Annotated in this window: 24 protein-coding genes and 2 pseudogenes; 14 read left to right on the forward strand and 12 right to left on the reverse strand. The window is 58.4% G+C overall.

Annotated elements, in window-relative coordinates:
- Nucleotides 1-278 (forward strand): annotated as a pseudogene (locus tag BN1800_RS35985) (recombinase family protein); the annotation flags it as partial.
- 1 nt (nucleotide 279) lies between these two features.
- On the opposite strand, the gene BN1800_RS35990 reads toward BN1800_RS35985, so the two are convergent.
- Nucleotides 280-2,397, reverse strand: coding sequence for a carboxy terminal-processing peptidase (locus BN1800_RS35990; protein ID WP_087005208.1), 2,118 nt, complete (start codon nucleotides 2,395-2,397; stop codon nucleotides 280-282).
- A 417-nt stretch (nucleotides 2,398-2,814) separates the two neighbouring features.
- On the opposite strand from BN1800_RS35990, the gene xth reads away from it, so the two are divergent.
- The 3 genes from xth to BN1800_RS36010 all read left to right on the forward strand — a co-directional run bounded on the left by xth (nucleotide 2,815) and on the right by BN1800_RS36010 (nucleotide 4,633).
- Nucleotides 2,815-3,609, forward strand: coding sequence for an exodeoxyribonuclease III (xth, locus tag BN1800_RS36000; RefSeq protein WP_087005263.1), 795 nt, complete (start codon nucleotides 2,815-2,817; stop codon nucleotides 3,607-3,609).
- 74 nt (nucleotides 3,610-3,683) lie between these two features.
- Entirely contained in the window at nucleotides 3,684-4,310 is a 627-nt protein-coding gene (locus BN1800_RS43135; protein ID WP_244564780.1) for a type II toxin-antitoxin system RelE/ParE family toxin, read from the forward strand.
- Entirely contained in the window at nucleotides 4,307-4,633 is a 327-nt protein-coding gene (locus BN1800_RS36010) for a helix-turn-helix domain-containing protein (protein WP_027512583.1), read from the forward strand. Before BN1800_RS43135 ends, BN1800_RS36010 begins: the two co-directional genes overlap by 4 nt.
- Nucleotides 4,634-5,284: 651 nt before the next feature.
- Here the strand turns inward: BN1800_RS36010 and BN1800_RS36020 are convergent.
- The 3 genes from BN1800_RS36020 to BN1800_RS36030 form a co-directional block, all read right to left on the reverse strand.
- Nucleotides 5,285-7,069: an ABC transporter ATP-binding protein gene (locus BN1800_RS36020; RefSeq protein WP_087005214.1), complete on the reverse strand. Its 1,785-nt coding sequence runs from the start codon at nucleotides 7,067-7,069 to the stop codon at nucleotides 5,285-5,287.
- 109 nt (nucleotides 7,070-7,178) lie between these two features.
- The gene (locus BN1800_RS36025; protein ID WP_087005217.1) at nucleotides 7,179-8,282 is read right to left on the reverse strand and encodes a glycosyltransferase family 2 protein; all 1,104 of its coding nucleotides are present in this window, start codon (nucleotides 8,280-8,282) and stop codon (nucleotides 7,179-7,181) included.
- Nucleotides 8,283-8,285: 3 nt separating this feature from the next.
- Nucleotides 8,286-9,446, reverse strand: a complete 1,161-nt coding sequence (locus BN1800_RS36030; RefSeq protein WP_087005220.1) for an acyltransferase family protein — start codon at nucleotides 9,444-9,446, stop codon at nucleotides 8,286-8,288.
- A gap of 247 nt (nucleotides 9,447-9,693) precedes the next feature.
- On the opposite strand from BN1800_RS36030, the pseudogene BN1800_RS44280 reads away from it, so the two are divergent.
- Nucleotides 9,694-9,804 (forward strand): annotated as a pseudogene (locus BN1800_RS44280) (exodeoxyribonuclease III); the annotation flags it as partial.
- 79 nt (nucleotides 9,805-9,883) lie between these two features.
- On the opposite strand, the gene BN1800_RS36035 reads toward BN1800_RS44280, so the two are convergent.
- Nucleotides 9,884-10,288: a GNAT family N-acetyltransferase gene (locus BN1800_RS36035; protein WP_087005223.1), complete on the reverse strand. Its 405-nt coding sequence runs from the start codon at nucleotides 10,286-10,288 to the stop codon at nucleotides 9,884-9,886.
- Between the two features lie 350 nt (nucleotides 10,289-10,638).
- Here BN1800_RS36035 and BN1800_RS36040 point away from each other — a divergent pair, with 350 nt between their 5' ends.
- On the forward strand, nucleotides 10,639-11,109 hold the full coding sequence (locus BN1800_RS36040) for a cupin domain-containing protein (RefSeq protein WP_087005226.1): 471 nt from the start codon (nucleotides 10,639-10,641) through the stop codon (nucleotides 11,107-11,109).
- Between the two features lie 369 nt (nucleotides 11,110-11,478).
- Here the strand turns inward: BN1800_RS36040 and BN1800_RS36050 are convergent, their stop codons facing one another.
- From BN1800_RS36050 to BN1800_RS36060, 3 genes are all read right to left on the reverse strand, one after another.
- Nucleotides 11,479-12,129, reverse strand: coding sequence for a DNA alkylation repair protein (locus BN1800_RS36050; protein WP_210191310.1), 651 nt, complete (start codon nucleotides 12,127-12,129; stop codon nucleotides 11,479-11,481).
- 262 nt (nucleotides 12,130-12,391) lie between these two features.
- Nucleotides 12,392-12,646, reverse strand: coding sequence for a glycine zipper domain-containing protein (locus tag BN1800_RS36055; RefSeq protein WP_087005237.1), 255 nt, complete (start codon nucleotides 12,644-12,646; stop codon nucleotides 12,392-12,394).
- Nucleotides 12,647-12,674: 28 nt separating this feature from the next.
- Nucleotides 12,675-12,977 (reverse strand): hypothetical protein, encoded by a 303-nt coding sequence (locus BN1800_RS36060; protein ID WP_087005268.1) that lies wholly within the window; start codon nucleotides 12,975-12,977, stop codon nucleotides 12,675-12,677.
- A gap of 235 nt (nucleotides 12,978-13,212) precedes the next feature.
- Here BN1800_RS36060 and BN1800_RS41795 point away from each other — a divergent pair, with 235 nt between their 5' ends.
- The 4 genes from BN1800_RS41795 to BN1800_RS36075 all read left to right on the forward strand — a co-directional run bounded on the left by BN1800_RS41795 (nucleotide 13,213) and on the right by BN1800_RS36075 (nucleotide 15,968).
- Nucleotides 13,213-13,383 carry a hypothetical protein gene (locus tag BN1800_RS41795; RefSeq protein WP_179213987.1) on the forward strand — a complete coding sequence of 57 codons (171 nt, stop codon included), beginning with the start codon at nucleotides 13,213-13,215 and terminating at the stop codon, nucleotides 13,381-13,383.
- 288 nt (nucleotides 13,384-13,671) lie between these two features.
- The gene (locus BN1800_RS36065) at nucleotides 13,672-14,067 is read left to right on the forward strand and encodes a DUF1236 domain-containing protein (protein ID WP_087005240.1); all 396 of its coding nucleotides are present in this window, start codon (nucleotides 13,672-13,674) and stop codon (nucleotides 14,065-14,067) included.
- Between the two features lie 124 nt (nucleotides 14,068-14,191).
- On the forward strand, nucleotides 14,192-15,034 hold the full coding sequence (locus tag BN1800_RS36070; protein ID WP_087005244.1) for a DUF1236 domain-containing protein: 843 nt from the start codon (nucleotides 14,192-14,194) through the stop codon (nucleotides 15,032-15,034).
- A 547-nt stretch (nucleotides 15,035-15,581) separates the two neighbouring features.
- Complete coding sequence (locus tag BN1800_RS36075) at nucleotides 15,582-15,968, forward strand: GNAT family N-acetyltransferase (RefSeq protein WP_084606597.1); 387 nt, start codon at nucleotides 15,582-15,584, stop codon at nucleotides 15,966-15,968.
- A 236-nt stretch (nucleotides 15,969-16,204) separates the two neighbouring features.
- Here BN1800_RS36075 and BN1800_RS36080 read toward each other — a convergent pair whose 3' ends face one another.
- Both BN1800_RS36080 and BN1800_RS36090 read right to left on the reverse strand, forming a co-directional pair.
- Nucleotides 16,205-16,831 carry a DUF1062 domain-containing protein gene (locus tag BN1800_RS36080; RefSeq protein ID WP_143534223.1) on the reverse strand — a complete coding sequence of 209 codons (627 nt, stop codon included), beginning with the start codon at nucleotides 16,829-16,831 and terminating at the stop codon, nucleotides 16,205-16,207.
- A gap of 482 nt (nucleotides 16,832-17,313) precedes the next feature.
- On the reverse strand, nucleotides 17,314-18,258 hold the full coding sequence (locus BN1800_RS36090; RefSeq protein WP_087005250.1) for a LysR family transcriptional regulator: 945 nt from the start codon (nucleotides 18,256-18,258) through the stop codon (nucleotides 17,314-17,316).
- 106 nt (nucleotides 18,259-18,364) lie between these two features.
- On the opposite strand from BN1800_RS36090, the gene BN1800_RS36095 reads away from it, so the two are divergent.
- The 3 genes from BN1800_RS36095 (at nucleotide 18,365) to BN1800_RS36100 (ending at nucleotide 20,176) form a co-directional block, all read left to right on the forward strand.
- Nucleotides 18,365-19,264: an MBL fold metallo-hydrolase gene (locus BN1800_RS36095; RefSeq protein ID WP_087005252.1), complete on the forward strand. Its 900-nt coding sequence runs from the start codon at nucleotides 18,365-18,367 to the stop codon at nucleotides 19,262-19,264.
- A gap of 448 nt (nucleotides 19,265-19,712) precedes the next feature.
- A complete protein-coding gene (locus tag BN1800_RS43535; RefSeq protein WP_280173992.1) occupies nucleotides 19,713-19,847 on the forward strand; it encodes a hypothetical protein in 135 nt (44 codons plus the stop codon).
- Nucleotides 19,848-19,903: 56 nt separating this feature from the next.
- The gene (locus tag BN1800_RS36100; protein ID WP_244564781.1) at nucleotides 19,904-20,176 is read left to right on the forward strand and encodes a DUF982 domain-containing protein; all 273 of its coding nucleotides are present in this window, start codon (nucleotides 19,904-19,906) and stop codon (nucleotides 20,174-20,176) included.
- Nucleotides 20,177-20,358: 182 nt separating this feature from the next.
- Here the strand turns inward: BN1800_RS36100 and BN1800_RS36105 are convergent, their stop codons facing one another.
- Entirely contained in the window at nucleotides 20,359-20,811 is a 453-nt protein-coding gene (locus BN1800_RS36105; RefSeq protein WP_210191311.1) for a DUF4142 domain-containing protein, read from the reverse strand.
- Nucleotides 20,812-20,972: 161 nt separating this feature from the next.
- Between BN1800_RS36105 and BN1800_RS36110 the strand changes: the two genes are divergently transcribed.
- Nucleotides 20,973-21,278, forward strand: coding sequence for a hypothetical protein (locus BN1800_RS36110; protein WP_087005257.1), 306 nt, complete (start codon nucleotides 20,973-20,975; stop codon nucleotides 21,276-21,278).
- Here the strand turns inward: BN1800_RS36110 and gfa are convergent.
- Nucleotides 21,271-21,846: an S-(hydroxymethyl)glutathione synthase gene (gene gfa / locus BN1800_RS36115; RefSeq protein WP_087005260.1), complete on the reverse strand. Its 576-nt coding sequence runs from the start codon at nucleotides 21,844-21,846 to the stop codon at nucleotides 21,271-21,273. The two genes, BN1800_RS36110 and gfa, sit on opposite strands and share 8 nt — an antisense overlap.
- Nucleotides 21,847-22,020: the final 174 nt, after the last annotated feature.

Here is a 22,020-nt window from a genome sequence, read left to right on the forward strand (position 1 = left end):
GCCAATGGCTTCCCACCGTCCGGCGCATGAGGCCGGACCACACATGGGACGACATCGCTCACGTGCTCAAGCAGCGGGGCCTCGACTGGACGCCGGAACGCCTTCGCCGCGCCGTGAAGTGGATGGTCGCGGAGCGCATCGCCGATCCCGTCTTGCTTCGTAAATCCCCTCCCCGTCTGCCCGAGGATCGATTGATGACGTTGGTCGCCGGCATCCGTTCGTCTAACCCCGACCTGACGATTGCGAAGCTTCCCATACCGCTGCCCCGGTCGGTGTGACTTATTTTCCGTTCGCGTTTCCCCATTGCTTTGTGGCTGCCTCTCCGACGTGTTCCTGCAAATCCGTCTCGTCTGCAAGAATGGCGGCGGCCTCGTCCAGCAGGACGTCTTTTGCCTTCTTGCGGGCATTCTCGATGGCAATAGCAGCGCTCAGGCTGCGCTCATCTGCCTCCAGACCATCGTCTCCACCAGGATCCTCGCCATCGCTTGCCTGCGCTCGAGCCTTGAACCGATTCTTTCGAGCAGTCGCTTCTTTGCGACGTTCCGTTTCATTCAGGGAAACAACCCCCTTCTCGCGCTGCGCCTTGAGGTCGGCAATGTCTTGCAGCAGACGTTGGAAGTCCGGATCACCCTTGACCCGCGCATCATGGCGGCTTTGCAATGTCGGCAGCAAAGTCTTGACGGTGTCGTCGGGAGCGTAGTTCGCGGGCTTGATCTGCGCCCACGGCAGCGCATTGTCATAACTGGTCTCGCCGAAGCTCGTCGGATCGGAAAGTCCCGGCAAGCTGATATCAGGCTTCACGCCGCGCAGCTGCGTAGTCCCGCCATTGACCCGGAAAAACTGGGCAATCGTTACTTTCAGCTCCCCGAATTCGGGTTTGCTGTTGCGAACGATCCGGTCAAGATCAATGACGGTTTGAACAGTGCCCTTCCCGAAACTGGGTTCGCCGACGATCACGCCTCGACCGTAGTCTTGGATGGCCGCGGCAAAAATCTCCGAAGCCGACGCCGAGCCGCGATTGATCAGGACACCCATCGGACCTGTCCAGACAGGCGCTGCAAACTCCGCGCTTTTGACTTCGATCTTGCCGTTGCTGCTACGTTGCTGAACAACCGGGTCCTTGCCGATGAAGAGACCAGTCAAATCAATCGCCTCGTCCAATGAACCTCCGCCATTGTTGCGCAGGTCAATGAGAACACTGTCGACCTTTTCCTGCTTCAGTTCGTCGAGAAGTTTGGCGACGTCGCGGCTTGCGCTTTTGTAATCCTTGTCTCCTTTGCGCTTGGCTTCAAAATCCTCATAGAATACCGGCAAAGTAATGATCCCGATTTTGCGCGCGGCGTCGCCCGCCTTCACGGACAGCACAGCCTTCCTGGCAGCCTGCTTATCGAGACTGATTTTATCGCGCACCAGGCTGATAATGCGATGCGTGCCATCTGCTCCAGCATCTGCCGGCAGGATGTCCAACCGCACGACGGAGCCTTTTTTCCCGCGTATCATCTGCACGACTTCATCAAGGCGCGTGCCCACCACTTCTTTTATCGCCCCATCCTTGCCTTGACCAACGCCGGTAATGCGGTCTCCGACCGAGAGGCTGCCGGACAGCTGCGCCGGCCCGCCAGGCACGAGCTCACGGATCGTCGTGTAGTCGTCGCGCTCCTGCAGCACAGCACCGATACCAAACAGCGAAAGCTTCATCGAGACATTGAAGTCGGCTGAAGCGGCCGCGCCGAAATAGTCCGTGTGCGGATCAATCGACGTTGAATAGGCGTCCATGAACGACTGGAAAACGTCGTCGCTTTTAAACTTGTAAGCGCGCTCGAGTCTGTTTTCATAACGTTTATCGAGCGTTTCGCGAATAGCCGCGTCGGTTTTGCCGCCCAGCTTCAGCCGCAACCAGTCGCTTTTGACGCGCTTGCGCCAGAGCTCATTGCTTTCGGCTTCCGACTGTGGCCAAGGCTCTTTGTCGCGCAGCACGGAATAGTTTTCCTGTGCGCGGAAGTCGAAGTCCTGCTTAAGCAAGTCGCGCGCGTAGTTCATGCGATCAACAACGCGCTGTTCATAGGCGTTGAAGATGGCAAATGGGATCTTCAAGTCCTTCCGTTCTATCGCATTGTCAATCTCGCTGCGGTCAGACATGAACCCGTCGATGTCCGCTTGCAGGAAGAGCATGCGGTCGGGATCAAGTGACTTGATGAACCGATCCATGACCCTGGCCGACAAGGTGTCGTCGAGTGGAATGGGCCTGTAGCTATACCGCGTAAGAAATTGCGCACTTAACTGGGCGGCTTGCGCCTGTCGCGTCAGCGGCTTCAAAACAGGCGGTGGTGCGACTTCAGCATATGCGGACTGTACGATTGCAAGAAATGCACCGAGAAAAACGTAGGGTATGCGCATTCAGCGTTGATCCAATTCTTTATGCCTGTTGTCGACGTATGATCTAGGCGAGGCAATTATGGTTTTTTGGTAACCAGGTGGCGAACGGCATCGTCTGCAAAGCCGCGGAAAAAGTATCCGGCATGATCAAGCAGAAGAAAATGAAGCGTATCGTTATCTTCGAAACGGCCGCAATCTGTCGGCGCCGGGAAATCGTCCGGGCCGGCGGCAGGCGTCCACATGAACGTCAAGCCGTTCGCGGAGTTCATCGCGGAGCGCACTTCTTGGTCGATGAGCAAGGCAGTCTCAAATCATCCAATTGTCCGCTCTGCGCCGAGGGATCCGTCGGGAGCCATCAATTGCCTTCCTGCCCAAGGAACTTTGCCTTTCAGCTTCCATTTCCTTTCTGGTTGAGATTTGGAAATGCGGTTCGGTCCGGTGAAGATCGCCACCTACAACGTCAATGGTATCAATGGTCGCCTTGACATCCTCCTTCGATGGCTGAAGGAGGACAAGCCCGACGTCGTCTGCCTTCAAGAGCTGAAGACCGAAGACACAAGGTTTCCGCGGAGAGAAATCGAACGGGCCGGCTACGGCGCCGTCTGGCATGGGCAAAGGAGCTGGAATGGCGTCGCGATCCTCTCGAAAGGCTCGATGCCGGTCCTGACGCGTCGCGGCTTGCCCGGCGATCCCGACGATAGCCATAGCCGCTACATCGAAGCGGCGATCAACGGCATTTTGATCGGGTCCTTGTATCTTCCGAATGGAAACCCTGCGCCTGGTCCGAAGTTCGACTACAAGCTTCGGTGGTTCCAACGTCTCCATGAGTACGCGGCCGAGCTGCTTGAACTTGAGGTCCCTACCCTCCTCGTCGGCGACTTCAACGTCATGCCGACGGAGATCGATGTTTACAAGCCGGAACGCTGGCTCGACGACGCGCTCTTTCGGCCGGAAGTTCGGAAGGCCTATGCTGATCTCGTGGCGCAGGGATGGACGGATGCCGTGCGCCATCTTCATCCTGGCGAACGCATTTACACCTTCTGGAAATACTGGCGGAGTTCCTTCGAGCGCGACGCCGGGCTGCGGCTCGACCACTTCCTGCTCAGCCCCGTCGTCGCTCCATGGCTCAAGTCGGCGAACGTCCGGAGGGCGCCCAGGAGCTGGGCGCATACGAGCGACCACGCTCCCGTTGTGATCGAACTCGATGTTCCCAAGCCCCAGGACGACGGCTGAAGGAATTTGAAAGCGTCATGATAAAACGACGACCATCGGCGATATCTGCTTCAAGCATGCCTCTGAGCGCTCCAGTGCTCCTTGCGGATCGGCGCGGCTTGCAGGTTTCGTGTATCCCAAATGTCTGGGTCGAGGTGAATGAGATCAGCATCTTTGACCCGAATCGCCTGCGCGCCTCTTTAGGTGCGGTGGTCAGAATCGATACGCGGCTGAGAATTCGTTCGGATCATCAACCTCGGTCACGCTGCATGACTTCCGGAAAGCAGAACCAGTTGTCACCCTTCCCAGTACGGATGGCGGCCGCAGCGCGATTTTCATTGACGTGTGTTGATAAATATATCAACATGGACTATATGCCAGACAACGTCCGTAGAGTATCGTGGATCAAGGCCGCCCGGAAAGACTTTGAGGATTTTCCGCCCGGCGCACAGATCGAAATGGCGCGGGCGTTGAATGTGGTTGCCGCGGGCGGCCATCCCGATATCGCAAAGCCGCTGACGGGCCTCGGATCGGGCGTGCTCGAGCTGGCATTGAAGCACCGGGGCGACGCTTTCCGCGTCGTCTACGTGTTGCAGATCGATACGGACATATGGGTCGTCCACGCGTTTCAGAAAAAATCGAAGTCGGGCATTGCGACGCCAAAAGCCGAAATCGATCTGATCCGCGAACGACTAAAACGACTGAAGGAGGCTTTACGATGAGCGATGATTTGGAACTGGTCCGGGGCAGCGATAACATCTTCCGCGACTTCAATATGCCGAACCCGGAGCTGGAGCATCTTCGGGCGACTCTGGCGGCGCAGATTATCAAGACGCTCGACAAGCGGAAGCTGTCGGTGCGTGAAGCCGGAACGCTGACCGGAATCAACTACACCGAATTCTCCCGCATCCGCCGCGTCAAGCTGGACGGCTTCACGGTCGATCGCATGTGGAAGATGCTCGACCTTCTCGGCCAGACGGTGGAAGTGAAGGTCAAAGTCCATCCGGCCGCAAAGCCGCCGCGGGCTGTGCACGCCCATGCGTAAGATCCGCAGCCGCTGAAGGGCTGCTCCGGCAAACGAGCCTTTGACCGTTCCTGTCCTGAACTGCTGGATCTGCGGTGCGCCCGCAACCACGGGCGAGCACAAAACCAAGCGCTCCGACCTGCAGGCCGTGTTCGGCCGTCCGTCGCAGGCTGCGCCGCTGTTCGTCCACGACTACAAAACGAAGAACCGGCGCGTGGGCAGTCTCAAGTCGGATTACCTGAAGTCTCGCGCGGCTGTGCGAACCCTGCAACAGCGCGCGCACGCAGCCACACGACATGGCGTGGGAAAAAATGTCGGCGGCGCTGCGGTCACGGATGCCGCCGATTGCGCCCGGCGCAATCGTGCGGGACAACCGGATTTTCGCGCAGGATACCAAGCGGCAGATGCTCAACGTTCATCTGTACTTTGTGAAACTGTGCGGCGGCTCTTTCAAGGGGCAACGTCCCGATAGACACCGGGACGTTGGGCCAGGCCATTCAGCAGGGCAGGGCGCATCCGCGCATTTGCCATCTAAACGCGCCGCGCGCATATCTTGCGGTGTACAACCAGATTATGCCAAAAGAATTCCGGAGGCTCCACCACCTTCTCGGTTCCTAGATTGGCACAATCCCCGATGCCCGCAACTTCCGGCGGGCCGAAACATGCCCTCGGTTAGGAAGCAGGCGTTGCGTGTTCGTAGAGCTGGTCCATGCTTAACGTCGCGATTTCGGCAAACGGGGTCTGATGCCTGACGCGGCCGCCGTCAAGGATCACGATGTCGTCGCAAAATGAAATCGTGCTGCGGTGATGGCTGATGACGATCGTCGCACGACGACCGGCTCTGGATTTCAAGGTCTCCACGATCGCTGCTTCGGACAATCCGTCCATGGCATTCGTGGCCTCGTCCAGGATGAGGATTTCCGGATCGCGCACCAGTGCCCTTGCCAGCGCAATCCGCTGCCGTTGGCCAGCCGAAAGACTGGCCCCCCTATAGCCGACGATCGTCTCATATCCGTCAGGAAGCTTCTCGACGAACTCGTGCGCCTCAGCAAGCTTTGCTGCGCTCTCCGCTTCGGCCAAAGAGGCATTGTGACCATAGGTGATATTCTCAAGGATAGTACCGTCAATCAGCTCAAGGTCCTGGCTGGCGAGCGCAATTTTCCGTCGCCATTGGACTGGGTCGATTTGATTAAGAGAGGTGCCGTCGATCAGAACCTGCCCTTCATCGGGCTCTACAAATCGGCACAGAAGATTGACGATCGTGGTTTTTCCGGCGCCAGAGCGTCCGATAATGGCTGTCGAGCGACCTTGGCGAATTTCGAAAGTCGCAGCGCGCAGCACCACGGCTCGCGAGCCAGAACCCGGATATTTGAAGGTCACGCGATCAAATTTGATCTGCTGGAGAGGGGCATGAAGCTGGCCGCCGCCTGCTGGCGGCGCCGGCTTATCGGATGGATCCAGAAGCCATCTGACCTCCTCCAAAGAGCCGCTCCAGCTTTGCACCTGGCTCCACGCCATTTGAAGTGAACGTACATGTGGCTGCAGCCGATAGAGCAGCACCACGAAAGCAACGATAATCGGGAAGCTCACGCCCCAAAGCCAGGCGCTGACGACGACGGCTAAAAAAAGGCCCGAATGCAGCGCCTCGGTCAGTGGCGGCAGTACGGCCTGGCGGGACTGTAGAACGAAACCTGATTTTCGTACGGCATCTGAAGCAACATCAAAGACTGCTCTCTCGCGCTGCTCCTGTCCGAATGCACGGATGAGCCGTCCGGCGTGTACAAGATGAAGCATCCTGGCGGCGAGCTCGCTGTTGAACGACGTGACACTGCGGCTCGGGGCTTTCAGGCTGGCTGACAAGATCGCGTGAAGGGCTTGGATCAGAATAAGCCCCAGCGCAACGCACAGCGTCATCTGCCATGAAAGAAGCAGGAGAAAGGCGAGCAGAATGATAATGGCCGAGGCGTAGACGATCGAAGCGAGCATGGTCTGGATTGCATCCGAAGCGCGCCAGGATTCGTTGGAAATGATATTGAGCAGCCGCCCAGGACTTTCCTTGAGGAAAAACGGGTATCCGATTGTCAGAAGCTGACCGGCAAGAGAGCTGCGGAGCGCGTGGCCCGCTTTGCCGTAGATGAAACCGGCAAGCACGGCGTTGGCAAACGCCAGCACATTCTTCAGAGTGATCAGTCCAAGGATGGCGGCAGCAATTGCAATCAGTCTTGTGCGGTCGTCCAAACCGGCACCCACTTGCTGGAAGACCGCTGAGAGCCCGGCCATCCCCGAAGGATCCTTTTCGCCGGCAATGATGCCGAGCATCGGAATGATAAGACCAATGCCCGTGCCTTCAAGGACAGCGCTGCCTAGCCCAAGAGCGACGACAACCGCAACGAGGCCGATCTTGTTGCCCAGCGCCTGGCGCAATAGCCGAAAACTCGACGCAATGAATTCTAGCATGGCGGTTGTGACCTCGGCAGACGAGTTCTACAGTCGAGCAGGGTTACCTCTGACAGCGCCTGTCCTACGAAGATGACAAGAGGCGCAGACCTGGCAGCAACGCCGCCCACTATGTGAGCCCCTGAAGCGGCGGGACCATTTTGACAGGCACCGATCGGCAGTAACGCGCCAGCGTGTCCACCCGCCGGGTGGCCCCGTCCGAAAAGCGACACAGCCACGGGGCATGAACGGCAGAGCGAAGTCCATATCGCTCGCGCCGCCGAATGACCTGCCACTTTCCGGTTCGCGTGAGAAACTCATGGGTTAGGTCGGGACGCTGCTCATCGGCAATGAGCTGATAAAGGAAATAGAAGAAAGACAAGGCTCCCTCCGCATAGCTGGCGGCTGCCGGTGCAGCCTGCTTGGCGATGTTTCTCTCCACCGTGAGGATGCAATTTGCAGCACGGCGTACCGTGTCTAGTGTGACGGCTGCACCGATGTCATGAAGAGCCTCCGGGTCATCGTTGAGAGATAGCCGTTCGAGGTTCTCGGCAACGATCTTCAGATGGGTCCGGCGCATTTGCGGCTTATGCCTGTTTGTGATGCTGTCGCCGTGAATACGATAGGCGACCAGGCTTTCATCGATCATGGCCGCCGGAAACTCTCGTGCGATGCGCCTGAAGAGATCGAAATCTTCCGCGTGCACATAGCTGGCGTCATAGACCAGCATGTCCTCAGGAATGAGCTTTCGGTTAAACATCACCGTCGAGTGCAAGAAGATTGTAAAGAACAGCGACAAGATGTGCCAATCCCCGGACTGATAGACCGGATTTGGCTTACCGCGTACGACGCGATTGCCGAGAAGCTGATCGATGCCGGTGCCACTCATCGCGAGCTGGGGCTGCTGCGCAAACAGCGCCACCTGGCGTGAAAAGCGCGACGGATAGGAAACATCATCTGCGTCCATCCTGGCGATGAGATCGCCCTCCGCCAAGGAAATGCCCTCATTCAAAGTCGCCACAAGCCCGCGGTTCTCCCGCGAAACGATACGGACGCGCTGGTCGACGTCGCGATAGCGTTGCAGAATAGTCAGCGATCGATCGGTCGACCCGTCGTCAAGCGCTATGACTTCAAGGCGCCGGTAGTCCTGGCGCAGAATGCTCTCTAGCGCGGCCGCCACATAGGGTTCGGCGTTGTAGACAGGCAGCACAACGGAGATCAATGGAACAGACATCGTTCAGCTCGCACGTTCGTCGGAAATGCGGCGATAGGCCGAAGTATCATATTCCCGTCCGCCAGCCTCACTTGGCTTCATAGATGAAGGAGGGCTGGCCACGCGTCCGGAGCGCACGTAAGGGAAGTAGCGTTTAAACTGGTTGAGCGGTTTTTCAAAAGCCAGCCACGAAATCGAAGCGACCAGCAAGGTGGCCGTCGTTCCAATCATGAATCGCCAAGGACCCTGTTCAGAAACATTGACCGGGATAAAAGGCTGGGCCTTGACGATCAGCGATAGGACGATTGGATGGAAAAGGTAAACGCCGTAGCTTACCCGCCCGACGGCAACAACCGGTGGCAGCTCCAGCAGGCGGCCGAAGGCGCCTCGCAAGCCTGCCGAACAGCATCCAACGAGCATGACGAGCGGGACGAGCGGAGAAACCTCGCTGCCAATCCACGTCAGCCATTCGAGCGCCGGCGTCATCGAGATTGATCTCAGCCAGAGCAAAATGACGGCGGCAGCAGTCAGCGGAGCCCAGCTTAGCCGTATCCATTGTGGCCAAGCCTCGGTGCTGCTTCGATAAACTGCGAGGAGCGCGCCTGCGACAAGCGCATCCATCGACGCGGGAGGAAGAAGGTCACGCGCAAGCGATGGTGTGCCTGTCAGTGGCCAGTAGAAACGATACCCGAGTGAGAATGTGATGACGGCGATGCAAATCGGTGCAATCAACCGGCGTGGTGCGAACAGGATGACCAGCGGCCAGACGATGTAGAACTGTTCCTCGATGCTCAGGCTCCAAGTGTGGCACAACACCCATGGCGTCCATTCGTCGCGAAGGGCATACCAGAAATTCGAGAGATAGAGCGCGTGCCATTTGAGGCTGCCTCGAGCGCCCTCGAGATTGATGAGCCAAACGAAGCCCAGGATCGCGAAGTAGGGGGGAAATATCCGAAGCGCGCGGCGAATGTAGAACGACTTCAGCGTATTGCCTGGCTCATATTGGGTTGCCGATCGGGATTCCAGGAGGAGCCGCGTTATCAAAAAGCCGCTGAGCACGAAGAACAGGCGAACGCCGAGATGGCCCAAAACTGAGCCTTCGCCTGCCCAAAAATGGTCGTACAGCACCATTGAAACGGCAAAGGTCCTCAGACCATCCAGTTGCCGTTCGCGTGCATAAGACATGGATCCCCCTCAGTCCCGTAGGCCTCTTGTCGCCGGACTCCCCGGGCGGCACCCGCTCAGCCTGCTGCTGCTTACTCCGGTCCCGGATGGGGCGGATCGATGTATCAAAGCGCTTTCTAAAAATTCCGGGGAATCGGGCCAAACTGTGACGCTGACGCTTTTTTCGGACTTTAGTCCGATACGGTTGCACAGTATCGACCGCGACTTCGACTGAGTTCTGTCCCGCGCGTTTCGGGCGAATCAGCCGGTGACGATTGCCACCTGCAACGCCAATGGTCTCAACGGTCGCCTTGGCATCCTCCTTCGATGGCTGACGGAGGACAGCCGCGCCTTGAGGCTAATTCCAGAGCTATTGACCGGTCATTGAAGCAAGGCCGCCGCAGGTCCTTCCTGTGAAAAGGAAGCACGAACGAACTCCGCGTACCGTAGATGATGTCTTACCGGCCTGCACCGCTTTTCAGCGACATGACGAGCGTCAGAGGATTGGCAGGGGATGGGATAAAGCCATAGTGTTCGTAGAAGGCCTTGGCCTCTTCGGAGATCGCGTGGAGCAGAAAGCCGCGAATACCCATGATATTGGCCGCCTGTCCGGTCCGCAGCACAGCGCCTTGCAACAGCGCGGCTCCGAGTCCTTTTCCCCACCAATTGCGATCGATAGCCAAGCGGCCAAGCACCGCCAAGTCACCGACGACCCGGGCACCCGGCAACAAGCTCTTGCCGATTGCGATCGTCGACGAGTTTGTATCGTTCAACCCAACCAGCGACACAATGGCGTTGCCGCAGATGCCAAGTGCAAGCACAATAAGAAGTGAAGTCAGGCCCGTCTTAATGGAAATGTTCATTCTGCCCCCTGAAAATAAACTTTCGCTAAATTAATCGAAAGAAAATGGAATTGGTTAAGCGGCTGGCCGGTCGCGACCGGGCTGCTCTTCAAGGGTACGGCGGGCGAGTCGGCTGCGCCGGATCGCGTGGTTTTGTGGCTCTGGTACGGACACTCGCAGCGCCTTTGGCGAGGAGAGACTTCGTCGGCTCCCGAGGAGCTTTTATCATCCCCTCCGTCCATTAGACAATTCTTATAAAATCCATTAGTGAGAGCTTGCTTAGACGTGGTGCGCGGACGTACTATTTGCAGTTCGCGAGCCTTGCCCCTGCGCTCAGCCGAGGTAAAGGCCTGGCGAGAGGGAGGTTTGTCATGAGAGTTGCATCGATATTCGCAGCCGGCGTGATCGGATTATGCGGGATGGCCTCCTTTGCTTCGGCAGAGGGTGCGCACACAATGGTCACTCCCGATGATGTCAAGTGGGGGCCGGCCCCCAAAGTGCTTCCTGCCGGAGCAGAAGCGGCGGTCCTGTTCGGCGATCCCACCAAGGAAGGTTTGTTTGCCCTCCGGCTCAAGGTGCCGTCGGGCTATGCGATCGCGCCCCACACACACCCTGCGGATGAAGTGGTCACAGTCGTATCGGGGACTACTAATCTTGGAATGGGCGAAACGGCCGATCGGAAAGCCGCCAAGGCACTGCCTGCAGGCAGTTTCTTCGCGTTGCCGCCCGGCATGGCGCATTTCGTTTACTTCGACGAGGAGACAGTCGTTCAAATTACGACTACTGGCCCATGGGGCATCAAGTATGTCAATCCGGCCGACGATCCTCAAAAGTCACAGTAGCCAGCCGCTGCGTTGATGGCCGACTGCCCCGCCGAGGGCGGCGGGGCTAGATGCCTGTTGCGGTCACGGATCTTGCCGACAATCATATGCTCGCACTGGCGCCGAACGACGACACGTCCGCCTTGCTTGACATGCTGAAGAGGTGGCGGAGCTTGGGGCTTGCCAGTGTTGCCGACAACGGCGGTGTTGAAGGAGTTTGGCGTCATCCCGGCGCCTCGTCTGAATCATGAAACCAGACGAATGCGAAAACCACATCCTCGATGCAGACTACGCTTCAGTCAACATGACCCGCTCCCGGCATTTTGGCGGCGCGGACTGAGGCGAACCGTTCGGGCAAGTCCCACGCCGAAACACACGCTGGAGGTGTGGTCATGGACCTCCCGTCCCTTCCAGTCGGCGGACCATCTCGGCGATCCAGACCGGTGCGTAGGGTGGCGTGCAGCCAGGTGATGCAGGGTAGTCGATCAGGACGGCGAGCCGCTCGCCAATGCCCATAGCTCGCGGGCGGTGTTCTGGATGATGAATGCCAATCTCGGCAAGGCAATGATTCATGGCCCACTGTTTCTGAGCAGGTGCCTGCTTCATCTCCTTCTCGATCTGGCCGAGCAATGCATCGAGGTCGAGGCCCTCGGGGTTCTTGACGACTCTTTCAGTTGTCAGGCTCCAACCGGCGCGACCGACGAGGTCGTCGCCGTCCTTCCAGCCCAGACGGAGTTCCTCGGCGTAGCGACCGGGCTTGACCACGTTCACGATAAACCAATCAAGCAGCTTTGGAGAGCGAATGTCGCGGATCATTGCGTTGAGCTGGGCCGCGGAGAAGGCCTTCGGCCTGCACACGAGGGTCGCGAGAAGGCGCGCGGCGGTGTCGCGGGTATCCCACAGATGAAGTGCGAGTTCTTGCTGTGTCTTCAGCCGCCTGGCGAGAGAGCGAAGATGGGTAAGGTTCACGCCGTGATCGTCACCACGGCGTTCATTAGCCGCGCGCATCTTCGGGTCTTCGAGTGCGGCGAGCTCGCCCATGACTTCCTTGATTGTCATTCCCGGTGACATGATGCTCCCTTCGTCATGCTCCCTATGCTCGCTTGATCTGTGAGTTGCACGCCTCTTCGATCCGCAATCTCCGCGTATCCTCTGGCGTTGCGCGGCCAGCTATTCACGAATGTGTTCCAGTCTATCGGGACATACATAGGGCAAAGGGCCGCAACACATCAAATCAGCCGCCTTTCCTTGCCGAGGAAAACGGCTCTCTCTTCTGGCTGGATGCGATGAATCAGCCGTTTTTCTAGCAACGGGCCTCGTAGGTCCGTCCGTAGCGATCTCGATACACGCAGTAGCCGCGACGTTCGGTGGAGCGGCCAATCAGAGCGCCGGCGACGCCACCAGCGACGGCTCCAACCGCAGCACCTTCAACGCTGTTGCTGACGGCTCCGCCGATGATCGCTCCGGTGCCGGCTCCAATGGCCGTTCCCCTCTCGGTGGCTGTGCAAGATGCCAGGGCGCCAAGGAAGGCACTGGCAAGAACAATTTTTCTCATCATTTTGAATGTCTCCTTCTCTGCCAACAATTTACTGCTGTGCGGGAGCCGCCGGCGGTGTAGGCGGTGCCGGCGCCGCGCTGTTATCAGTGGGTGCCGTCGGCTTTGCCGGGACAGATGCAGGCTCAGAATTCGTGGTGGATGCCGTGGTCTGCAAATCGGAACCCGGCGTGTCGGTCCACAGCGTGTAAGCAAAGGCGACCACGGCGATCGCGGCGATGGCAGCGATCCAGCCCACCCACGGTTTGGAGCGAGTACGATCCACCGGCGTAGTGCGTACGTCCAGATCACTTAGGCGATTAGGGTCGTGCAGGGGATTGGGATTTTGGATCATCATACATTCTCCGCGTTTTTGACGACAGGGGAAGCATTTCACGGACTGTTTGTTCCACAGCGACGCCCGCTCAAGCGCCCGTATTGGACTTCGGTCCCTGACGGGATCGGACTTTGGTCCGTGAATGACAGGGTACAAAGCCTCTCGGGCTTTCGGACTGTGGTCTAGGGCGGGAACGTCAGTTGCTGCCCGGCATTGGGGTACGATGACGGAAGATCGCCAAAGGAGGATTGCGATGAAGGACGTGGGATCAACCCGGGGCAAAGCTGGCTGGTGCACGGCGGCCGTCGCACTTGTCATCGCCCTTGCCGGCTTGCTCTATGTCTACGGCGAGCTCCTTTCAGGCGACGGCGGGCAGTTGACGATAAGACTTCGCAATGCCGTGGTCATGGGCGATGGTGGCTAAGGAAAATCGGAAAGCGCATGGGACCGCCAAGCGGACTGCTGGCGTTAACGGTCATCAGCTCGTAGTCGGATTTTCGATCGATTGGACGATGGAGCCAAGCCCTTGGTTCTGCGCTCTCAAGTTCAACACCGATGTTGCGATGCAAACATTAGTTATCACTAAAAAACCTGTCAGACTAAGGTCTTACGTCATTCCGGCCTATGGTCTTATGTAGGGAACTCCTTCATTGAACCATCGTTTGGTCACTGCGCGGCTGCCAAGACAGCCGCTGAAACAATGGAGGAAACAATGCTCAAGAAGATCCTGGTTTCCACCACAGCGCTCGCCCTTATGTCGGGCGCGGCTTTTGCAGGATCGTCGACGGTCAACGGTGCGGTTGGTGGTGCAGCAACAGGCGCGATCCTCGGCGGCCCGGCTGGTGCCGCGGTCGGTGGCGCAGCAGGCGCCCTCGCCGGCACTCTGCTTGCGCCGCCGCCGCCAAAGGTGGTCACCTACGTCCGCGAGGCACCCGCTCCGTCGGATACCGTCGTGATTGAAGAGAAGGTTGCCGTTGGCCAACCCCTTCCACAGACGGTCGTCGTGACGCCCGTGCCCGAAGACCCGAAATATGCTTACGCTGTGGTCAACGATCAGCGGGTGATCGTGGAGCCTTCTTCCCGGAAGGTCATCCAGATCGTCAACTGACGACAAGGAATGGGTGCGGCCTGCAGCATCCATTCCGTCAAACGCTCAAGTTGATATCGACGCTTAAGGACGCCGTGTTGCGACGCCCGCTGGAAAAGTGCGTCCCAACCCAAAGGAGATAGACATGAACCGCAAGATCCTACCTATCCTGATCGCCTCTCTGGCGCTCGGTACGTCACCGCTTTGTCTGCTTTCCGCATCTGCGCAGGATGCGGCCCCCATACTGCCGAAGAAAGGCGCCGCGCAGGGCGAGCAGCCGCAGTCCGGCACGCAGCAGCCGTCAGGCGCAGAAGCGCCAAACGCGGGCTCGGGTCAACAAGCCCCGTCAGGCGGAACGGGCGACGCCACAACCGTCAAGCCCGATAGTGGCGGAACGGGAACATCCGACTCGTCTTCGCAAGGGACGGATCATCCTGACACCCAGCAGCAAGACACAACGAAACCGGCCGAGGGATCCTCATCAGAGAAGGCGCCTGCATCCGGCAGCGAGAGCGGCAAGAGCACGACGAAGAGCTCCGGCGAGGTAACGTCGCCTGATGGAAAAGCCACATCCGATAAGCCGGCAGGCGACGCAGGATCGGGCAATGCCGGCACCACGACCGGCGGCGCCACCACGACCACGCCTAAGTCCTCCGATACCGGCACCACGGGCGGGAACACCTCGTCGGGCACGTCCGATCAGTCCTCGAAGACGACTGGAGGCGACGCGACCGTCAATATCTCCGTCGAACAGAAGACCGAAATCCAGCAAGCCGTGGAGGAGGTCAATGTCGAGCCGGTTCGCGAAACCAACTTCACGGTGGCTGTCGGCACGACGATCCCGCAAACCGTCCGGCTTGAGCCGCTGCCGCCGCGGATCATCAAGATCGTCCCGCAATACGAAGGCTACCGCTTCCTCATCTTGGCCGATGGCCGGATCGTCATCGTCGAACCCTCGACGTTCAAGATCGTCTACATCATTGCCTGAATTGGCAAGGGACCTTCCCGGCGGCGGCGACCGCCGGGGCCGGCGCCGGGAGCGACTTTGGCAATCCGCCAGCGCCGTATCAGCATGTCGACCCGGCCCTTAGGCAAACGGGCTCTTGTACCGTTCCACGTGCGTCTGGTTGGTAATAGCCCCATAGCGGCTCGGGTATTTGCGCGCCAGCTATCACGCGATTTACTGCCCGCGTCATGGCCGCAGGTCCGCCGTCGCTTTCAAGTGAGACGTTGTGCTTTCACACCAGCTTCCGATCACGTAACTGTTGCCGTCGAGCGGTATGCTCCACAACCTTGCGCGTCCCTTGATCAGGCGGCCTTATTTGGAACCGTGCAGCGTCGAATGAACATCTGGCGCGGTACGCAGGCCAACGCATTGGCAAACCGCGTCAGGTTTGCCGGAGGCTCCAACTCGTGAGAGATTGGAGCTCGTCAGATTCCGCCGGGAAAATCGCGAAATTGAAATCGGGTCAATATGCTTTCAACACTTGTTGCCATCGTCGACGACGCCGACATCAGTGAACGGGATAGACCTAATGGTAACACTTCGAATTGATCCCTTTCCGTCTGCAGATGAGCTCTATGCGCTTTGGTTGGAAGCCTGGGGTAGTCATGAACGAAAAGACTTCTCTGCCATTCTATCTCGGAGCCTCACCCATATAGGGGCTTATGAAAACAGTCAGTTGGTCGGCTTCGTGAACGTGGCGTGGGATGGAGGCATTCACGCATTCATCCTTGACACTTGCGTCCACCCTCGGATGCGAAGGCAGGGGATTGCCACACGTTTGGTAAAGGAAGCGACGAGGGTCGCTCAACATCGAGGAGCACAGTGGCTACATGCGGACTTTGAACCGCATCTGAGCTCCTTCTACCGGGCTTGCGGGTTCAGACCTACTGAAGCAGGCCTCATTAGGCTTAAGTGACCAACTCCCCGACCGGGCGTTAACCTTTCTTTGGCGGCGGTGAGGTCATCGAGGTGAATGATCGCCACGAGTGTTCCATCCAACCGTACCTTTCGTGCAACTGGAATTGGCTGTGAGCGCCCGAAAACCTAGCGACGCTATGTTTCTACAACGGGGAGGGATTCCCTCTGGTGGAACCGCGTAGAGGCCAAGCGCAGCAGGAACCGATCCTGCTGCGCTTGCCATGGAGCCGCCAGCTATCGACCACACGCTGCCATTTCGATGGATGGCTGATCACTTGGATCGGCAACATCCAGCACCAGCCGCGATCCGTGCCTGACGCGCCGCCGCAGTATATTGCCCCTATCGATGTTAGATCGGAGCGCAGAAGCGGCCCAAAGTGACCGCACCCGATTACGGGACAAGCCAAACTCGGAGGCAATCAGCTTGTCGACGCGAATGCTTGCCAGCATCGGCACGACCATGTTGATTTCCACCGAAGACCAAACCGGCGTCACGCTGAGGACGACCTTCCGCACCTCCACATCATCGAATTCGTCGATACGTTGGGTCTTTCGTCTCAGCGCGACTAGGTCGAACGCTTGGACGCTGATCCAGGTCGGATCGTTGCCTTGGAGGGCCTCCAGCGTTTTGGCATCAACATCGCCGATATTGCGGCGCTCAAAAATTGGCCGGTTCCAGGTCTTGCTGCATACTGAACACCCGTAGATTAGCCAGGCATCGAGCTTTTTGCCATTGGCATTCAGCCTCGCCTTACCGCTGCATTCAAACGGTCTCGGGGCAGAGCATCCATTGCAGTCGAGCCACGGCTGTGGTGGAATTTGGGGAATAATGGTCCATTCAACTTTAAGAACATTGCTCATGTCGTCTTGGTCTTCCTGAAGGAAGCTCATCAAGACGGTGGCGAGATCAGCCCATGGCGGGCACGGCATGGCGATGTTTCGGGCGACGGAAGAGCTGAGACAGCTGAAGCTGGCGCATGGCACATTTCAACAATGCCAAACCGGTCTCAGACCACCACCCGATGAACGTGATCACAGTCAGGATGAGCGCGAAGCTATCCTGCCCATGAGGGTGAAACGGATTGAGACCGGTGTTTACGACGGCAAAGTGGAACCTCAATGTGCCCAAGCTCTTCGCCTCAAGCCATACCAAATGAAACTGCACTTTAAAAGTGAGAGAATTACAATACCCGCAATCACTCGCGCCTCAGCCAGTCGGTTGCTGGCGGATCAGGTTTGTACTCCTGCGAAAAAGCAGGGCCGTCTCTAATGTAAAGACGGCTGCTGCTTGGCGGACGGGGCATCCGCGATCGTTTGCGTTGCACAGGCTCCGTTTCCGTTTGCTATGGCGCCATCGGGTCGAGCGTCGATATGACGGAGGTTTCCCGTATACGCCTGCGCTCCGCAATCACCAGCATGTCAAGAAAAGCCCTGACCTTGGCCGGCCGAAACCGGGCAGGTGGAAACACGGCATGAATGCCGCCTTGCGGCAGCGCCCATTCAGGAAATAGCCGAACGATCTTTCCAGCCCGCATATCCGCCGCCACCATGTAGTCGGGAAAGACCGAGACGCCGATGCCGGCCAGCACGCAAGCGTAAGCGGCCGGCGTCTTGTCCGTCGTAACGATTGAGCGTGTTTCGATTGTCACGGCTTCCCGTTGCCCGCGGGAAAATGTCCAGCGAAGGGCATTTTTTAGGGCGCCATTGGCGATCCACGGAAGACTGGCCGCGTCTGCCGCAGCAAGGTCAGCCGGGATGCGGGCGGCAACCGACGGCGTCGCGGCAAGAACCTGCTCGAACGTCCCGAGCCGGCGCGCCTGATGACTGGAATCCGACAGCCACCCCACCCGAATGGAGAGATCGATCCGCTCGGCGACGAGATCGTTGACGCTGTCGTCAAAGATCGCGTCGACGTGCATCTGCGGGTAGGCCTGAAGATAGCCCGCGATCGTGGGCGCCACGACGGCCGCTCCGTAGTCGAGCGGAGCCGTCAGCGTCAGCGTTCCGGAAGGCTCCGCGCTACGAAGCGACATTTCCCCATAGGCGGATTCCGCCTGCCGCAGAATGAGCACGCAGCGCTCATAAAAGAGGCTGCCCTCTTCCGTTGCGTGTAGGCGGCGGGTCGTGCGCGTCAGCAGCGTCACGCCCAGTTCCTCCTCCAGTCGCGCGATCTGGTGGCTGACGACCGCCTTGGCGACGCCGAGACGGTCTGCGGCGGCCGTAAAGGAGCCAGCCTCGATCACGGCGGTGAAAAAGATAAGCCGGTTGAGATTAAGGTGGCCGCCCATAGTTTGTCTCAATAGATCATACAGTCTGTACGATTGAACGATATTTATTGCCCCATCAAGACCTGAAATACAGAAGGAAGAGTGATTCAACCTCAGGAGACATGCCATGATCACCCGCCGCGAAACCCTCAAGATGGCCGCCGCTGCCGGCTTTGTGACGGCCCTTCCCCTGACCTTTGCCCAAGCGGAAGGTGGCGGCACCCTTATGTGGACGTTCTTTCAAGCGAGCGAAACAGGCTTCCGCCGCACGCCAGTGCTGCTGACGGGCGACAAGGACGCGATCCTGATCGACGGTGGTTTCACCCTTCCCGATGGGAAAACCGTCGCGGATGCGATCAAGGCAACGGGTAAGCGTCTGACCACGATCTATGTGAGCTGCAACGATCCGGACTACTATTTCGGCCTGCGCCCGATCGTTGATGTATTTCCCGAGGCGAAGGTCATTGCAAAGCCCGTCACCGTCGAGGCGATCAAGGCCAATGTCGAGGCAAAGCTCGGGGTCTGGGGACCGCAGTTGAAGGAAAACGGTCCGCAGACATTGGCGGACGTGGTGATCCCGCAAGCTTCGGACGCCGCATCGCTCGATCTGGAAGGCAATGCGATCGAGATCGTCGAGGTTCCCGGCATGCATGACCGGCGCTACCTTTTCGTACCCGTGCTCGAGGCGGTATTCGGCGGTGTTCTGGTCAATTCTGGCAACCACGTCTGGATTGCGGATACGGCAACCGCCGAACTGCGCGCAGCCTGGATCAAGGCGCTCGACGGCATCGCCGCCCGCGCGCCGAAGATCGTCGTTCCGGGCCACCAGGTCGAGGGCGCGGCCCAGGGTCTTGAGGCCGTCGCGTTTACCCGCGCCTATCTCACCGCTTTCGAGGAAGAAGTGAGCCGGACCAAAGATAGTTCCGAACTGGTCGCGGCGATGATGAAGCGCTACCCGGACCTTGCCGACGTCTCCTCGCTGGAGCTGGGTGCGAAGGTCGCGAAAGGCGAATTGAAGTGGGGCTGAAGTGCGGCAACACTCGAGCCTCATCCGGAAAAGGTCGCCTCTCGGTCCGGCGCGGAGCCGTTAAGGTCGATGTCTCGGACAAGGACGGTCTCTAGCGTCGATATTCGCCAATACCGCTTCGTCCGAAGCGAGGGCTCCCGGGTCACGCTCGACGGCGCTTCCGTCCAGGCAGACGTTTCGTGCCAAAGGCCGGATGATTCCTGGATGGTCGGTCGGTTGCGACTGGCGAATGCGGATCCGGGACCGTCTTGCTCTCCTGATCTCCAATCCGACCAGATGAGCGGAGAAAAAAGCCCCGTGGCTAAGACGGGGCAAGATCAAGCTCGTCTTCTGATAGGATCGCGGCAGCTGTTGACGAGGAAGGGAAGCGTCCGCACCGCGGTCTAGCACAACAACGAAATGCGTCGCCCGATGTTCCAAAAAGACCGTCGAAAACGAGGCTCATCTGATGAAATCGGCCGGCAACTTCAAAGCTGAAGACATCGGAGAGGTCCTCAATGTTGGCTCAAACCCAGACGCCGGACCGTTTCGCCTGCCGACCGAGATTGCGCGCAGCATGACCATCGCAGCGCAATTTTTTTGATGGAACGTTTCTAATTTTCCGGTCGTTTACGGTTAGGCTTCAGGAGGAGCCCAGCCATGACCCCAGCCATGAACATCGAAGCGAGAAACCGCCCTCTTATATATTGGAGCGCACCGGTGAATGTCAGAGTAGGAAACGGTTTCAGCGAAGCGATTTTTGGCCCAGAAACAGCACTCGACTATCTTGAGCATCGATGGCCAACGAGAAATGGCCCGCATTATTTCGACGCGCTGCGTATCTGCAGGGCGGCGGTCGACAGAAGGGAACCGCCCGATTTTGCTCGCGACGCTTTTATCGCTGCCGGCATTGAAGCGGGCATGTTGGCCTAGTTCGACCCAAGCCGAGCGGAATCGAGCATCCATCTGAGGCTCCAGAATTGTTCACCTGTCGCCGCGGTTGCGTTCAGAACCGAAACCGCGGCAAACGCAATGAGCATCATGGTATGGCACAATGACGCGGTCATTCCACCAAAGCCGAAAACGACCCGGCAAGCGGTCGATGTTTCCGGTTTTCAGTGTCTGCTCAGCGACTGCGCAAGTTGCAAATGCTTCTGCAGCACCGGCAACATTTTCTTTGCAAATTCCGGGACCGGCCTGCCACCCTCGCCGGCCTTTTCCTTGAATTCCGCAATGTCCTTCTCGAGGTTCGAGATCATATAGTCCACGAACGCCTGGTCAAACTCAGGCCCGCTCTTGCGCTGCAGCGTTTCAACCGCGCTTTGCGCCTCGACGGTGATAGTGGTGGTTATCTTCACCTCAAGATCGCTTGCGAGAGCCGTGGCTTCGTCCTTGGCTTTACGGTGGTCGTCAACCAGCGCCCGTCCTAGCGAGCGCACATCCTCGCTTCCGCCCTTTTGGGTAGCGAGTTCCCCGAGCGTGATTTCTGAATTGTCGCCCTTCATCGCGTCGCTCAGAAATTCCTTGTCGCTCTTGGCCAACCCAGCAGAGGCCAGTGCAAGGGTCATCGCTATCGTCATAGCGGCAAATATCAATACAGATCGCATTACTGCACCTCGCAATTTCATAGCGCGACACCAAAAACTTAAAACCCTATCGGAGGACGTGTTGTTCCGCTCTGTCTACACTATTATCGAGAACAGACGCCTGCCCCGGCAGTGACGTCGCCGTGCGGGTGGCCGAAACGATTTTCACGCAGCAACCTGCCGTTGTTGCCCAGATCGATCACGCGATTGATCGTTTCGGCCCTTCGATTGCGGATGATTATCAAACCGCAAATGGGTTCAGGTTGGCGAACACATTTGGTGCTCGATGGCTTGTTCCCGCATTCGAAGATGAACGCCATCATATCGAGGCATCAGCCTATGCCCGGATGGCGTCAAAACGAACTTCCAAATTTCGTCATCGAGAGGCTGTCAGCGTGCTTGTCTGCACGCTGACAGCCTTCATCAATTCCGTCTGCTCATTCAACTAGGAAGAGCACCGGACTTCTTTGCGACGAAGGTGGCGACAACGTCCATCAGGGTCGGCGACAGGCAGTCGTATGGCTCCAGTCCAAGCTCCCGCAAGCGGGCGCGTATGCCGTCCATTCGGCTAGGATCAACGCCCGATTCGATGATCGAGGAGACAAAAGCCGCGAATTCAGGCGGAGCCCAGCCGGATTCTTGAAAACGTTCGGGGTGAACGAAGTCCAGCCCTTGGAACGCATGTTCTCGCTCTACCGGCCCATACATGTGCACGCCGCATTGCTTGCAGGCGTGACGCTGGATCAACGCGCTTGCATCGACCACCTGCAACTTGTCGCCGTTCTCGAGCACGGTCACCTTGTCATGTGGGACAACCGCAACGACGGAGAAATAGGTGCCTTTGGGCTTCCAGCATTTGGTGCAGCCGCAAACGTGGTTATGGGCGACCTGTCCTTCGATCCTTACCTTGACCGGCCGGTCCGTGCACGCACAAACAAGCGTGCCGCCGGCAAAGCCGGGATTGGCGGGCTTCAAACCGCCATCGACCGCCGGATGAATTTGAACTGCGCTTTCCATTGCATGTTCCTCCCCTGTTGCGCCGAAGCCCGTCCGGGTCTCCGGACAGTGGCTAACCTCGGCAGATGCGAGCGCCCGGCTGACGCTCAGTAGATGACAACACTCCTGATGCTTTCGCCGGAATGCATGAGCTCGAAGCCCTTGTTGATGTCTTCGAGCGGCATTGTGTGGGTG

Origin of the sequence: Rhizobium sullae (assembly GCF_900169785.1) — a bacterium.
GTDB lineage: Bacteria > Pseudomonadota > Alphaproteobacteria > Rhizobiales > Rhizobiaceae > Rhizobium > Rhizobium sullae.

What these genes read in the sequence shown, in the direction of transcription:
- BN1800_RS35990 (WP_087005208.1), bottom strand. Translation starts at nt 2,397, where the DNA reads ATGCGCATACCCTACGTTTTTCTCGGTGCATTTCTTGCAATCGTACAG.
- BN1800_RS36010 (WP_027512583.1), top strand. Translation starts at nt 4,307, where the DNA reads ATGAGCGATGATTTGGAACTGGTCCGGGGCAGCGATAACATCTTCCGC.
- BN1800_RS36020 (WP_087005214.1), bottom strand. Translation starts at nt 7,069, where the DNA reads ATGCTAGAATTCATTGCGTCGAGTTTTCGGCTATTGCGCCAGGCGCTG.
- BN1800_RS36025 (WP_087005217.1), bottom strand. Translation starts at nt 8,282, where the DNA reads ATGTCTGTTCCATTGATCTCCGTTGTGCTGCCTGTCTACAACGCCGAA.
- BN1800_RS36030 (WP_087005220.1), bottom strand. Translation starts at nt 9,446, where the DNA reads ATGTCTTATGCACGCGAACGGCAACTGGATGGTCTGAGGACCTTTGCC.
- BN1800_RS36035 (WP_087005223.1), bottom strand. Translation starts at nt 10,288, where the DNA reads ATGAACATTTCCATTAAGACGGGCCTGACTTCACTTCTTATTGTGCTT.
- BN1800_RS36040 (WP_087005226.1), top strand. Translation starts at nt 10,639, where the DNA reads ATGAGAGTTGCATCGATATTCGCAGCCGGCGTGATCGGATTATGCGGG.
- BN1800_RS36050 (WP_210191310.1), bottom strand. Translation starts at nt 12,129, where the DNA reads ATGGGCGAGCTCGCCGCACTCGAAGACCCGAAGATGCGCGCGGCTAAT.
- BN1800_RS36055 (WP_087005237.1), bottom strand. Translation starts at nt 12,646, where the DNA reads ATGATGAGAAAAATTGTTCTTGCCAGTGCCTTCCTTGGCGCCCTGGCA.
- BN1800_RS36060 (WP_087005268.1), bottom strand. Translation starts at nt 12,977, where the DNA reads ATGATCCAAAATCCCAATCCCCTGCACGACCCTAATCGCCTAAGTGAT.
- BN1800_RS41795 (WP_179213987.1), top strand. Translation starts at nt 13,213, where the DNA reads ATGAAGGACGTGGGATCAACCCGGGGCAAAGCTGGCTGGTGCACGGCG.
- BN1800_RS36065 (WP_087005240.1), top strand. Translation starts at nt 13,672, where the DNA reads ATGCTCAAGAAGATCCTGGTTTCCACCACAGCGCTCGCCCTTATGTCG.
- BN1800_RS36070 (WP_087005244.1), top strand. Translation starts at nt 14,192, where the DNA reads ATGAACCGCAAGATCCTACCTATCCTGATCGCCTCTCTGGCGCTCGGT.
- BN1800_RS36075 (WP_084606597.1), top strand. Translation starts at nt 15,582, where the DNA reads ATGGTAACACTTCGAATTGATCCCTTTCCGTCTGCAGATGAGCTCTAT.
- BN1800_RS36080 (WP_143534223.1), bottom strand. Translation starts at nt 16,831, where the DNA reads ATGAGCAATGTTCTTAAAGTTGAATGGACCATTATTCCCCAAATTCCA.
- BN1800_RS36090 (WP_087005250.1), bottom strand. Translation starts at nt 18,258, where the DNA reads ATGGGCGGCCACCTTAATCTCAACCGGCTTATCTTTTTCACCGCCGTG.
- BN1800_RS36095 (WP_087005252.1), top strand. Translation starts at nt 18,365, where the DNA reads ATGATCACCCGCCGCGAAACCCTCAAGATGGCCGCCGCTGCCGGCTTT.
- BN1800_RS43535 (WP_280173992.1), top strand. Translation starts at nt 19,713, where the DNA reads ATGAAATCGGCCGGCAACTTCAAAGCTGAAGACATCGGAGAGGTCCTC.
- BN1800_RS36100 (WP_244564781.1), top strand. Translation starts at nt 19,904, where the DNA reads ATGACCCCAGCCATGAACATCGAAGCGAGAAACCGCCCTCTTATATAT.
- BN1800_RS36105 (WP_210191311.1), bottom strand. Translation starts at nt 20,811, where the DNA reads ATGACCCTTGCACTGGCCTCTGCTGGGTTGGCCAAGAGCGACAAGGAA.
- gfa (WP_087005260.1), bottom strand. Translation starts at nt 21,846, where the DNA reads ATGGAAAGCGCAGTTCAAATTCATCCGGCGGTCGATGGCGGTTTGAAG.